General features: G+C 70.1%; 10 protein-coding genes and 3 pseudogenes. 6 read left to right on the forward strand and 7 right to left on the reverse strand.

Annotation, left to right across the window (positions count from 1 at the left end):
* The first annotated feature begins 168 nt into the window (after positions 1 to 168).
* From ACFQ87_RS09710 to ACFQ87_RS09720, 3 genes are all read left to right on the forward strand, one after another.
* Complete coding sequence (locus ACFQ87_RS09710; RefSeq protein WP_380610077.1) at positions 169 to 2322, forward strand: SpoIIE family protein phosphatase; 2154 nt, start codon at positions 169 to 171, stop codon at positions 2320 to 2322.
* Positions 2323 to 2554: 232 nt separating this feature from the next.
* Positions 2555 to 2926, forward strand: coding sequence for a type II toxin-antitoxin system RelE/ParE family toxin (locus ACFQ87_RS09715; RefSeq protein ID WP_380610078.1), 372 nt, complete (start codon positions 2555 to 2557; stop codon positions 2924 to 2926).
* The gene (locus ACFQ87_RS09720; protein ID WP_380610079.1) at positions 2923 to 3225 is read left to right on the forward strand and encodes an XRE family transcriptional regulator; all 303 of its coding nucleotides are present in this window, start codon (positions 2923 to 2925) and stop codon (positions 3223 to 3225) included. Before ACFQ87_RS09715 ends, ACFQ87_RS09720 begins: the two co-directional genes overlap by 4 nt.
* Positions 3226 to 3738: 513 nt before the next feature.
* Here the strand turns inward: ACFQ87_RS09720 and ACFQ87_RS09725 are convergent.
* The 6 genes and pseudogenes from ACFQ87_RS09725 to ACFQ87_RS09750 form a co-directional block, all read right to left on the reverse strand.
* Positions 3739 to 4938: a cytochrome P450 gene (locus tag ACFQ87_RS09725; RefSeq protein ID WP_380610080.1), complete on the reverse strand. Its 1200-nt coding sequence runs from the start codon at positions 4936 to 4938 to the stop codon at positions 3739 to 3741.
* A 35-nt stretch (positions 4939 to 4973) separates the two neighbouring features.
* Entirely contained in the window at positions 4974 to 6344 is a 1371-nt protein-coding gene (locus tag ACFQ87_RS09730; protein ID WP_380610081.1) for an NAD(P)/FAD-dependent oxidoreductase, read from the reverse strand.
* Positions 6334 to 6543, reverse strand: coding sequence for a ferredoxin (locus ACFQ87_RS09735; RefSeq protein ID WP_380610082.1), 210 nt, complete (start codon positions 6541 to 6543; stop codon positions 6334 to 6336). Before ACFQ87_RS09735 ends, ACFQ87_RS09730 begins: the two co-directional genes overlap by 11 nt.
* Before the next feature lie 67 nt (positions 6544 to 6610).
* The gene (locus ACFQ87_RS09740; protein WP_380610083.1) at positions 6611 to 6883 is read right to left on the reverse strand and encodes a hypothetical protein; all 273 of its coding nucleotides are present in this window, start codon (positions 6881 to 6883) and stop codon (positions 6611 to 6613) included.
* Between the two features lie 115 nt (positions 6884 to 6998).
* Positions 6999 to 7295: pseudogene (locus ACFQ87_RS09745) on the reverse strand (phosphate acyltransferase); the annotation flags it as partial.
* A 355-nt stretch (positions 7296 to 7650) separates the two neighbouring features.
* Entirely contained in the window at positions 7651 to 9339 is a 1689-nt protein-coding gene (locus ACFQ87_RS09750) for an RICIN domain-containing protein (protein WP_380610084.1), read from the reverse strand.
* A gap of 197 nt (positions 9340 to 9536) precedes the next feature.
* Here ACFQ87_RS09750 and ACFQ87_RS09755 point away from each other — a divergent pair, with 197 nt between their 5' ends.
* The gene (locus tag ACFQ87_RS09755; RefSeq protein WP_380610085.1) at positions 9537 to 9881 is read left to right on the forward strand and encodes an ArsR/SmtB family transcription factor; all 345 of its coding nucleotides are present in this window, start codon (positions 9537 to 9539) and stop codon (positions 9879 to 9881) included.
* Between the two features lie 129 nt (positions 9882 to 10010).
* Here ACFQ87_RS09755 and ACFQ87_RS09760 read toward each other — a convergent pair.
* Positions 10011 to 10291 (reverse strand): annotated as a pseudogene (locus tag ACFQ87_RS09760) (metalloregulator ArsR/SmtB family transcription factor).
* A 343-nt stretch (positions 10292 to 10634) separates the two neighbouring features.
* Between ACFQ87_RS09760 and ACFQ87_RS09765 the strand changes: the two are divergent.
* Together ACFQ87_RS09765 and ACFQ87_RS09770 are read left to right on the forward strand one after the other, a co-directional pair.
* A complete protein-coding gene (locus ACFQ87_RS09765; RefSeq protein WP_380610086.1) occupies positions 10635 to 11606 on the forward strand; it encodes an ATP-binding protein in 972 nt (323 codons plus the stop codon).
* Between the two features lie 284 nt (positions 11607 to 11890).
* A pseudogene (locus ACFQ87_RS09770) lies at positions 11891 to 12058 on the forward strand (tRNA (adenosine(37)-N6)-threonylcarbamoyltransferase complex transferase subunit TsaD); the annotation flags it as partial.
* Positions 12059 to 12159: the final 101 nt, after the last annotated feature.

Consider the following 12159-nt stretch of genomic DNA (forward strand, 5'->3'; position numbering starts at 1 on the left):
CGCGTGATGGACGTCCGTCGGATACGGATAGGCACTGGTCCGGTCGGTGCACGCCTGTGACGGCCACCAGCCACTTCTCCGTCACCCTCGAACGGGCCGGGCCAGGCCATCGGCGCGCCCGTAGCATGGAGATGCACGCGAACGTACTTCGCGGAGTGGACACCGCCGATGGCAGATGGCAAAGGACCGGTTACCCTCCAGGATCTGCTGGACCGGACGCTGAGCCGCACTGTGAAGAGCCTTGGCGCGTCTGCGGGGGCGATCGTGCTCCTGGAGCCCGACGGCGAGGTCCTGACCCTGGAAGCGATCGCGGGAGTGCCGCCGGAGTTCCTCAGACCGCTGCGGCACGTACGCCTGACCACCGCGGCCCCCGATCCCATCATCGAGGCGGTACGCGAACGTCACCTGGTGTGGGTGAGCTCCGGGGAAGACCTCGCGCGCCGCTATCCGAAAGTCGCCCTGCTCCTGCCGTACTCGCGCGCCAGCGCCGTCGCGCCGATCGCCAGCGGACGCGTGGTGTGGGGCGCCCTGGCCCTGATGATGTCCTCGAAACGGTCGTCCGAACTCACGGCCGGCGAGCGCCGCGCGATCACGTCGGCCGGCGACCGCATCGCCACGCTGCTCCAGCACGCCGCCGACACCGGGCAGCGCCTCCAGCCGGGATCCGACTCCGGACACCGGCCCCGTTTCGTCCCCCTCACAAGCCCGGCACGGGGTGACGCCGCGACGCAGTTCGCCACCCGGCTCCCCGAAGGCGGATGCTCCCTCGACCCACGCGGGAGGATCACCTTCGTCGAGCCCACCGCGGCCGAGCTGCTGGGCGAGAGCGTCCCGCACCTGCTGGGCGCCCGTCTGTGGGACGCGGTGCCGTGGCTGAACGATCCGATCTACCAGCACCACCACCGGGACGCGGTCATCAGCCAGCTGCCGACCTCGTTCACGGCGCTGCGGCCCCCCGACACCCACCTGCACTTCGAGCTCTACCCGGACCGCACCGGCCTGAGCGTGCGCATCAGCCCGACCTGCGGCAGACACTCCCCCAAGGTGCCGCATGCGGGAGGCACCGAACCAATGACCGGATCCGCCCGACTGGAGGCCACCCACCACCTGGTCCACCTGGCCGGCGCGCTGACCGAAGCGGCGACCGTACGCGACGTGGTCGACCTGGTCGCCGACCATCTCCTGCTCTCCTTCCGCGCCCAGGCTTTCCTGCTGCTGGTCCCCGAGGCCGGCCGCATCCAGGTCATCGGCCATCGGGGCTTTCACCCCGAGTTCGTGGACCACCTCGACCACCAGCCGCTGCCCTGGTACATCCCGTCCGTGCCGGGGTTGGCCACCGGGGTACCGTCGTTCTTCGCCTCCCGGGAGGAACGCCGCGCCGCCTGTCCGGCAGACGCCGACATCGACGACGGCATGGCCGCATGGGCTCTGCTGCCCCTCATCACCTCCGGGCACCCCATCGGCATCTGTGTGCTCGGCTACGAACGCCCACACTCCTTCACCCCGGACGAGCGCACCATCCTCATCACCCTCGCTGCCCTGATCACCCAGGCCCTGGACCGGGCACGGCAGTACGACGCCGAACACCAGCTCGCCCATGGACTCCAGGACCGCCTGCTACCCCAAACCCTCCCGGCGATCCCCGGCCTGGACGTGGCCGCCCGCTACCTACCCGCCAGCCACGGCATGGACATCGGCGGCGACTTCTACGACCTCATCCGCCTGACAACCACCGAAGCCGCCGCCGTCATCGGCGACGTACAAGGCCACAACGTCAGCGCCGCGGGACTGATGGGCCAGGTCCGAACCGCCGTCCACGCCTACGCCATCGCCGGCGCCACCCCCGGCGAAGTCCTCGCCCGCACCAACCGGCTGCTCACCGACCTCGACCCCGACCTGCTCACCAGCTGCCTGTACGCGCACCTCGACCTCTCCCACCACAGCGCCCACCTGGCCACCGCCGGACACCACCCACCCTTCCTCCGCCACCCCGACACGCGCACCCACATCGTCCCCCTGCTGCCAGGGCCCCTGCTGGGCGTCGATCCCGCAGCGGCCTACCCCACCACCGAGGTCGCCCTGCCGCCCGGTACCGTGCTCGCCCTCTACACCGACGGACTCATCGAGGCCCCCGGTACCGACCTCGACACCAACATCGCCAAACTCACCGCCACGCTCTCACAGGCCGGAGACCTCCTGGACGGCATCGCAGTCGCCCTGCTCGACCAGGCCACGCCCTCGGGCAGTCACGCCGACGACACCGCCCTCCTTCTCCTGCGCATCAACTACACCCTCCAGGACACCGACCTGATCGCCAGCTGACCAGCCGGCATGGATGCCTCCCCTCCTCGACGGCGGGCACAGGCGATCTCCCCCAGTTTTGCAAGCGACTTCCGCTTGGCTCGCGTCGACCAGGACGCTGGGAAATGATCTTCACAGCTGCGGGAACGGCCAACCTACCGACTGGATGTACCCGCAGGTCAACGGATTGTGTCGATTGACCAGTTCCGGGAATAACTTGCAGCGCATATTCGCTGAAGCGCATACTGGGGCGGTGGCATGGGAAGTCTCACTGGAGAGCGAGGTCGAGGAATGGCTCCTGGACCTCGCACAGCACCACCCGCAGACCGCCGACGAGGTCGCGGCCGCCATCGACAAGCTCGAGCAGGACGGCCCGACCCTCGGCCAGCCGCTGGTGGACCGCATCCACAGCTCCAGACACCACAACATGAAGGAGCTCCGTCCACGGACGACGGGGCCCGGAGAGATCCGTATCCTGTTCGCCTTCGACCCTGAGCGCCAGGCCATCATCCTGGTGGCGGGCGACAAGGCCGGAGCGTGGCGGGAGTGGTACGAGATCAACATTCCCATCGCCGACGAGCGGTTCAGCAGGCACCTGAAGGCCATCGAGGAGGGCAAGCCATGAAGTCCTGGAAGGACGTACGACCGAACGTCGTCACCGACCCGCAGCGGGTATCCGCACACCGGGAGAAGCTCGACGCCGAGGTCCGGGCCTACCGCCTCGCCGAGATCCGCCGCGAGCAGGACCTGACCCAGGCCGAGGTCGCCGAGATCATCGGCATCACCCAGCCCAACGTCTCCCGACTCGAGAGCGGGGCACTCGACACCGCGGCCATCGCCACGATCCGCGCCTACGTCGAAGCACTCGGCGGCCAGCTCCGCATGGTCGCCGACTTCGGCGACCGCACACTCACCATCGGCTGACACCACACCTCGCAAGGGCCACGAGAAGCGCAACCTGACCAGCAACAGCACCTCTTGGAACCTGGTCCTGCGCATGTCTGCCCTCGACGCGTCGCTCGTACACGCGGGCGGGACGCCCATGCGACCTGTCCTGCGGCCGCCGCCGTGCGGTGGAGGTCCGGCCGGGGCTTTGACGACTTCGGGCGCCACGGCGGCGACGGCGGCGGCTACGGCGGCTACGGCGGCTACGGCGGCTACGGCGGCTGGGACTGACTACCTGTCGCCGGCAGTTGACGTCGTTCGACAAATGTTCTGTGAGATCGGGCCGGGCAAGCTATGCCCGGCCCTGCCACTGGATCGTTGCCGGGCAGGCGAGAAGATCGTGAGATGGTCGGCTACAAGTACGCCCCGGTCTGGCGGCAACACGCCCGGGGGCGGACCGTGCGACCTGGACGTCAATACTCTCTCCGGTGCCCGCAGTGTTGGGGCCTCTGCGCGGGCGCCAGAACTGGTCGCGGGCAGCGTTGTGGTCGGTCAGAGTCGGATGGGGAGGTGGCGGGGTCCGCGGAGCATGGCGGCGTGCCGGTAGGGGGGTGGGTCCTGGAGGAGGGTTGCGCTGGGGAGGTGGGGGATCAGTGCGCCGAGCGCGGCCTGGGCTTCGATACGGGCGAGTGGCGCGCCGTAGCACAGGTGGATGCCGCTGCCGAAGCCGAAGTGCTGGTTGTCCGGGCGGGTGGGGTCGAACCGGTCGGGATCGTGGAACCGCTTGGGGTCGCGGTTGCCGGAGGCCAGCGCGAGTACGACGGAGGTGCCCTTGGGGAGGATGGTGCCGGCGATGTCCACGTCGGCGAGGGGGATGCGTTGGCGCATGTGGACCGGGGGCTCGTAGCGCAGCAGCTCCTCCACCGCGGCCGGTAGCAGGTCGGGTTCGCGGCGCAGCCGGTCCAGGTGGTCGGGGTGGCGCAGCAGGGTGAGGACTCCGTTGGTGATGAGGTTGACGGTGGTTTCGTGTCCGGCGATGAGGAGGAGTACGGCGGTTTCCGCGAGTTCCTCGCGGGTGAGGCGCATGGCCGGGTCGGGTTCGTTGATGTAGGCGGAGAGCATGTCGCCGGTGGGATGGTCGCGGCGTTGTTCGGCGAGGTTCACCAGGTACTGGCCCATCTCGATCCGTGCCTGCTCGCCGGCCCGGTCCCGCTCGGCGGAAGCCTCCTCGTCGGGTCTGACGTCGGCGGAGGCGACGATCGCGTCGGACCATTGCCGGAACCGTGGTTCGTCCTCCTGGGGGACGCCGAGCAGTCGGCAGATGACGGTGACGGGCAGTGGGTAGGCGAAGTCGTCGACGATGTCGATCTGGGTGCGGTCCTGGAGGTTCTGGAGCAGTTCCTCGGTGACTTCGGTGATCTGGCCGCGCATGGCGTCGATGCGGCCGGGGCTGTGCGGTGGGCCGAACGGTCGCATGGCCAGGCTGCGCAGTCTGTGGTGCTCGGGGTCGTCGAGCCGTAGGAACGGCGGCTTCGGCGCCCCCTCGGGCGGGGTGGCGAGGCTGCGGGGGTCGGCGCTGATGCGTGGGTCGTGGAGGAGCGCGGTGATCTCGTGGTAGGTGCCGATCAGGTAGCTGCCGTCCGCCTGCCGCACGACGGGACCGGCTTCGCGCAGTTCCGTGTAGAGCGGGTAGGGGTTGGGGCGGTTGGCGTAGTCGGTGATCCGTTCCAGGAGGGTATCGGCGGCGGCCATGGGGCGGGGCTCCTCGTGGTTGGGCGGGATGTGGGTCAGGTGGGCTGGACCACGGTCAGTCGGCGGTCGGGCAGGTGGCCGGTGAGCGCGACGGTGGGGCCGTGGGAGAGACCCTTCGGATCCGGCACGTCGGAGGGGAGCGGGATCTCGGCCGCGAGCGGGCGGTCGGACGCGCCGGGCGCGGGTGGGAAGGGGGCAGCGGTCTCGATCAGGTGCGCGTAGTAGTCGAGTGACTTGGCCATGTCGACGGTGACCGCGGCGGTGACCCGGCCCTGGTAGCCGTAGACCATCGCCAGGCGACGCTCCTCCAGCGTGCCTTGGGCGATGACCACGTGGTCGGAGAAGGTGGGAACGCCCACGGACTTGATGTTGAGCCCGAACTGGGTCGACCAGAACGTCGGGAGGGCGAGGTGGGGGCGGCGCAGGGGTCCGGGATTGACCATGTTGTGGGCGGCCACCTCGGCCTGAGCGACCGCGTTGCCCCAGTGTTCCAGGGAGAGCATCTGGTAGCCGAACAGTGGGTGGGGGAAGCGGGACACGTCACCGGCCACGAAGACGTCGTCGGTGACGATGCCGTACATGTCGAAGGCCCGGCACCCGGCGTCGCAGGCGATCCCGCGCGGGCCTGCTGCCAGTCCGGAGTCCGCCAGCCATTCGACGTTGCGGACCGCCCCCAGGGCCGCGACGCACACGTCCGCCTCCACACGGCTACCGTCGGACAGGTCCGCACCGGTGAACCGGCCGTTCCCGTCGCCGCGCAGGGCGGTGACGGTCACCCCGCAGCGCAGGTCCACCCCGTTGTTGCGCTGCATGGCGGCCGCGAGCTTCGACAAGGTGCCGCCGAGCGCGCCCACCAGGGGGGCGGGGCCGCGTTCGGTGACCGTGACGTCGAGACCGCGTTCCCGGCAGGCCGAGGCGATCTCCGAGCCGGTGAAGCCCCCGCCGATCACCAGGACCCGCCGCGGCCCCGCGGCCAGCCGCTCGGCCAGCCCGGCGGCGTCCTCGCGGGTACGCAGCGTGAACACTCCGTCCAGGGCGGCCTCCCCCGCCTTGGGCCAGGGCCTGGCCCGGGTGCCGGTGGCGATCAGCAGCCGGTCGAACGGCAACGATTCGCCGTCGGCCAGCACCACCCGCTTCTTGAGAGGGTCCAGGCCGGTGGCGCGGACCCCGAGCCGCCAGTCGGCGTCCGGGTCCCGGCGCATCGGCAGAGCGGTGGAGTCCGCCGCGACCTGGCCGAGCAGGACCTGCTTGGACAGCGGCGGCCGGTCGTAGGGCGGATGGGGCTCGTCCCCGACCACGGTCAGGGAGCCGGTGAAGCCCTCCTCGCGCAGCGCCTCGGCGGCCCGCAACCCGGCCAGCGACGCGCCGACGATGACGATCCGGCCTTCTCGAAGGTCAGCGGCCACCGGGGCTCACCTCCTTGCCGAGGAGGATGGCCTGGACCGGGCACGCCGCCGCGGCCTGGCGCACGCGCCCCAGCTGGTCATCGGGAACGGCCGGGGTGTACAGGAGCCCCTCCTGCCCGTGCAGCTGGAACACCTCCGGCGCGAGGAACACGCACTGCGCATAGCCCTGGCAGCGTGTGAGGTCCACAACGATCTGCATCCCATTACTCCCTTCGCCCCCTCCGTTCCAGAGTGGGGGATGGACCGGACCTCCGCATGGCTACGGGTCATCCCCGGCGAGAAGGGCCGGGGAGCGGAGAGCCGTCGACCATCGGCACCTGCTCCCCGGCGTTGGCGACCACGGACGCCCTCGCCGTGAGGTACGAGCAGCCATCAGGCCGATGACCTGTCGTCTCCGCAATCAGGTGCATGAGACTGTTGTGGCGGTCGTGGCCGTCGGCGCCGTCCTCGTCGAACCCGTAGTCGCCGCACGCGAGGGAGCGGAAGCCCAGATACTGGTCCACCGGCGAGGCCACGGCGTAACCGCTGCTTGGATCCATGGGTGCCGTCCTCCTCGCGACGTTTCACCGCGTCACACACACGCTTTACCTACGGCCGCGACCGCGCGGCCGTCCCTCAGTCACAGCTCGGTCGCCCCCGCCGACGCCGCGGACCTCAACGTGTCGACGGGCCGGGCTCTGGGTTCCGCCCCTGTGCCTGGATCGCGGTGATGGCGACGGTGTTGACGATGTCCTGGACGAGGGCACCGCGTGACAGGTCGTTGACCGGTCTGCGCAGTCCTTGCAGCACCGGTCCGATGGCGATCGCGCTTGCCGAGCGCTGGACGGCTTTGTAGGTGTTGTTGCCCGTGTCCAGGTCCGGGAATATGAGCACGGTGGCGTGGCGACTCCAGGCCCGAGGTCGTCCGGCGCGGGGACGGGATCTGCGAATAGTGGCGGTGTTCGCCGCGGCCCGGCGCCCCGATGCGGGCCCGAGCAGTATGCGAGGCGATGGACGTGGAGCTCACGCCCAGCAACATCAACAACGCCCGGCTGAAGCTCAAGCGGCTGGTCGAGCGCGGGATCCTGGTCGAGACCGAGCAGGGGTTGTTCACCCGGCCCCGGCCATAGCCTTGCGAGCCCGCGACCAGGTCACGACCCTTGAGTTGGCGTGGCGGTCGTGTGTCAACGGTCAAGCAGATTGCCGACGCTACGGCCGGCGCCCGCGGGCGGCGGCAGCCGGTCGGCACCGGCCGAGAAGTGCTCGGCGGGACGACGGGGGGATGAACGCGGCCCCGTCGAAGGGTGGGCCGACCGGCTGCGTGCGGCTACTTGAGCGGCGTGCCGCCCGAGTTGTGGTACGCGATCGTCTTGTTGATCAGGTTTCCGCCGTCGGTCTCAGCCGTGGTCTGTTCCTGCTGCCCCGCGCCGAACAGCAGACCGGCGATGTGCGCGTTCGCCACCTGGTCCATGTGCGCGAAGAACCAGTCCACCTTGTCGTCCTTGTAGTGGTTGAGGGTGTTGTTCTGCGCCATGTTGCCCACGGGGATCTGCCACAGGACCACCGGCTTGCCCACGGACTCGGCCATCGTCTTGTAGAACGACAGTTGGGCGGCGGCCTTCTGGTCGGTCCAGAATTTGTCGAGGCCGCCGTGGGCGGGCTGCGCGTACCAGCCCGCGTCGCGGTCCGACACGTCGGTGGCCAGGAAGTCGGCGTTCTGTGCGCCGAGGTGGGCGTAGTCCTTGACGCACTGCGGGGTGTTCTGCTGCCAGTCGAAGCAGGACAGGTGCATTCCCACGGCGGTGTTCGGAGCGTACTTGTGCGCCATGTCGATCAGGCAGCGGGCGAGTCCGGCGGCGCTGTTCTCCTGCGATCCGCAGTCCGTCGGGTCCGCGGCCGTGACCTGCGCGGCGACCTGGTGCGGGTCGCCGAGCGACCGGACGTAGCCCCAGAAGTCGGGCTCGAGGTCGATCATGTCGTGCGAGGTGCCGATCTTCTGGAGGAAGAAGCGGTAGTCGTTCAGGTATCGGGTGAGCAGGTCGGCCCTGTTGATGGCCTTGACCTCGCCCGGACCGTCGCCCTGGCCCGCCGCGTCGCCGAGGTCGCGCAGCGAGTACCAGGTCCAGAGGAACTTCTGCGGGCGCGGCTTGCCCTGGTAGGTCTCCTGAGCCGCCTTGGCGTCCCGCCAGGTCACGTACGTGCCGGGCGCCGTGGTGCTGCCGTTCCAGCAGCCCCACCAGCCCGTCCACGCGTCCTGGCAGCGGGCCGCCGTGTAGTAGTCCGACGAGGGTGCGGGCTGGCTGTGCACATAGGCGTACTGCACGTCGAACGGCGCGGCGTTCGCCGAGGCGTCGGACATCGAGCCGCCGATGAGCACCGTGTTGCTGCCCATGAAGCTCTTCGCCGAGGTGCCGCCGGAGCTCCCCGCGTTCCCGTTGCCGCTGCCGTTCCCGTTGCCGCTGCCGTTCCCGCTGCCGTTGCCGTTGCCGCTACCGACCGGGACGAGCTGCCACTGCTGCTGGGCGCCGGCCCAGTCGTGGTACTGGGCGATGTGGCTCCCGTCGGCCTTGGAGCCGCCCGGGACCTCGACGGCCTTGCCGCTGAAGCGGTTGATCAGACGCACGTAGCCGTCCGACGACTTCTCCACGTGGAACTGCTGGTTGGCGCCGTTCAGGTCGCGCCACTGCACCAGCTCGGCGCCCTCGGTCTTCGACCAGCCGTAGTCGTCCAGCACCTTGCCGGAGTACCGGTTCTGCAGCCGGTAGTTCCCGTCACCCGAGTCGAGGAACTTCCACTGCTGGTTCGCATCGCCGGTGCGGCTCCACTGCGCCACCGCAGCGCCGTCGTACGCGCCGTAGCCGAAGTCGTCCAGCGCCTCGCCGGTGCTGCGGTTGACCAGCACGTACCAGGCGTTCGTGTCCACGGTGGTGCCCGCCGAGGCCGTGTTGACCACAACCACGGAGCCGCCCACGACCGCCAGGCCGACGGCCGCCCAGAAACCCCGGCGCTGGTACAACCGACGGCGACGATGCGTCTGCCGCTGCCCCGGAACGGCCGAGCGGAACGACGCGCGACCACGGCGGGCTCGGCCGCCGGGCGACGCCTCCGGCGACGTGGATGGGCGAGAGAACATGGCGATGCTCACTTTCAGCCGTTGCCTCTGACCGGACCGCCTGTCCGGACATCACCCGGTTGTCACCGCTCCGGGAAAGGTTGCCCCGGACCGCGAAGATTTTTTCGGGCACCGCGCGCCGGCTGGCGATCACGTCGTCGGGGCGACCCAGACCGGAGCTGGAGGCCGCCAGCGACCTGCTACGCGCGCTGGCCTCCCCGATCCGGCTGGGTATCGTGCGCGAGCTGGCCGACGGCGGCAAACGCGTCCACGAACTCGTGACCGCCCTCGGCGTGAGCCAGCCCCTGGTCTCGCAGCACCTGCGGGTGCTGCGAGCCTCCCGCATCGTCACCGCCCACCGCCAGGCCCGCGAGATCGAGTACACCCTCACCGACGAGCACGTCGCCCACATCGTCCTGGACGCCATCCGACACACCCAGGAGTAGCACGGGCTCAGCTCGCCCGAAGGGCTTTCATACGGGACAGACACCCGGGCCATCTGCCGTGTTGACCTCAGCGGTGAGATCCGGCCGACGTACTGCATACGCCGCCCTCCGGGCGACATGCACCGACACTCACCGCGCATGCAGGTGTTCGATGTGGGCGAAGGCCTGGTCGAGGAGTTCCGCGACGCGGTGATCGTAGAGCGCGTAGACGATGCTGCGGCCCTGGCGTCTCGCCGTGACCAGGCCGAGGTTGCGGACCAGGCACAACTGGTGGGAGCAGGCCGACTGTTCCGTACCAGAGGCAGCGGCCAGTTCGGTTGCCGCACAGGCGCCTTGGCGGAGGCGGGCGAGGAGGGGGCGGCGAGAGCCTGGAGGGTGGCCGCGAGCTGTTCTGCGGTTGCGGGGTCCAGCGAGGTGGGGCGGTTGCCAGCATGCCCGGGGCGTGCCCCATCGTGCGTCCTTTCCGTGCGATGGGCCCGTGCGGTGGTCGGTAGCGGGTTGCCCGCCCGCGGGGTGCGCGGCGGGCAACCGATGGGGCAGCAGCGTCCGGCGCAGGCGATGGCCGGTGCGCGCGGCGGGGTGATGCGGTGCAGGTCGAGGGCAGCCGGGAGGACGGCGATGCCGGGGCCTCCGGCGAGGGCGTGCTCCAGGCCTCGCCACCCCGCCCAAGCGCGCAACTTGACATGGCGTCAGCTCATCACCCACAGTCGTTAACTGCAATGGTTTTCATCCTCGATAGAACGTGAGCCCCCCGTGAAGGTCGCCTTCGTGGGCAAGGGCGGCAGCGGCAAGACCACGCTGTCCGCACTCTTCGCCCGTCACCTGGCCGCGTCCGCGCGCACCGTGGTCGCCATCGACGCCGACATCAACCAGCACCTGGCCGTCGCCCTCGGCATGAGCGAGGACCAGGCGTTCCTTCTCCCCGCCCTCGGTGAGCACCTCCCGGAGATCAAGGAGTACCTGCGCGGCACCAACCCGCTGATCTCCTCGGCCGCGGCCATGGTCAAGACCACCCCGGCCGGACGAGGTTCACGCCTGCTCCGGCCCGCCGGAGACGACCCGATCCACCAGCGCTTCGCCCGACCTGCCGGCGCGGTCACCCTGCTGGCCACCGGCGCGTTCACCGAGGACGACCTCGGCGTGGCCTGCTACCACTCCAAGGTCGGCGCCGTCGAGCTCTACCTCAACCACCTCGTCGACCAGAGCGACGAGTACGTCGTCGTCGACATGACCGCCGGAGCTGACTCCTTCGCCTCCGGCCTGTTCACCCGCTTCGACCTGACCTTCATCGTGGCCGAACCCACCCGCAAGGGCGTCTCCGTCTACCGCCAGTACCGCGACTACGCCGCCGAACACGCCGTCCCGCTCGCCGTCGTCGGCAACAAGATCACCGACCCCGAGGACATCGACTTCCTGCGCCGCCACGTCGGCGACGACCTCCTCGTCTGCCTGGAACACTCGCCCTACGTGCGCGCCCAGGAACAGGGCCGCCACGCACCACTGACCGAGCTCGAGGACACCAACCGGGCTGCCCTGGACCGGCTGCACGCCGCCGTCGACGCCCGCCCCCAGGACTGGCAGCACTTCCAGGCCCAGGCCGTCGCCTTCCACCTCAAGAACGCCGCAGCCTGGGCCAACGAGAGCACCGGCGAAGACCTGGCCCAGCAGATCGACCCCGGCTTCGCCCACGGCCCCGGCACCCTCCAAGCACTCTCCTCCAGCTAACGGACCCCCAGATTCGCACGCGCCCGTGGGCAGCCCACCCAGCGCGCCCAAGCCGCCCACGGCGCGAACCCACCGCCGGGCACACCACCACCGCGCCGGCTCACCCTTGGACGGCCGAAGGGTCGGCGCGCGCTCGGTGCTGGGCGTGGTCTACGGCATCTGGCGCGACGTCACCCTCGTCGAACGCCGCAGCCCCGACGTCTTCTGAATCCACCCGAAATGTCGGCGGAATCATCCGCGGGTGAACGGTGCGACGCGGTACGTGGCCCGCTTATTGCACATACGAGGCCATCGCCGACACCCTCACCCGCAAAGCCGTCCGCGCCTGCACCGACCACGGCATCGACACCCTCGTCATGGTCGGCGGCGCCGCCGCCAACTCCCGTATCCGTGCCCTCACCGAACAGCGCTGCGCCGCCGTCGGCATCACCCGCCGGGTACCTCGGAGGAGGGGAACCGGTTACCGGGAGCGCCAGGCTGCGCTGCCGTCGGGCTCTGGGGCGAGTCGCTCGCACAGAGCGTCGGCGATGGGTGTCGGGTGTCCGTTGTCGGC

This window comes from Kitasatospora sp. NPDC056531, from assembly GCF_042794375.1.
Lineage (GTDB): Bacteria > Actinomycetota > Actinomycetes > Streptomycetales > Streptomycetaceae > Kitasatospora.

Bases quoted from the DNA above. Each gene is read 5' to 3' on its own strand.
- ACFQ87_RS09710 (WP_380610077.1), top strand. From the start codon at position 169: ATGGCAGATGGCAAAGGACCGGTTACCCTCCAGGATCTGCTGGACCGG.
- ACFQ87_RS09720 (WP_380610079.1), top strand. From the start codon at position 2,923: ATGAAGTCCTGGAAGGACGTACGACCGAACGTCGTCACCGACCCGCAG.
- ACFQ87_RS09725 (WP_380610080.1), bottom strand. From the start codon at position 4,938: ATGGCCGCCGCCGATACCCTCCTGGAACGGATCACCGACTACGCCAAC.
- ACFQ87_RS09735 (WP_380610082.1), bottom strand. From the start codon at position 6,543: ATGCAGATCGTTGTGGACCTCACACGCTGCCAGGGCTATGCGCAGTGC.
- ACFQ87_RS09740 (WP_380610083.1), bottom strand. From the start codon at position 6,883: ATGGATCCAAGCAGCGGTTACGCCGTGGCCTCGCCGGTGGACCAGTAT.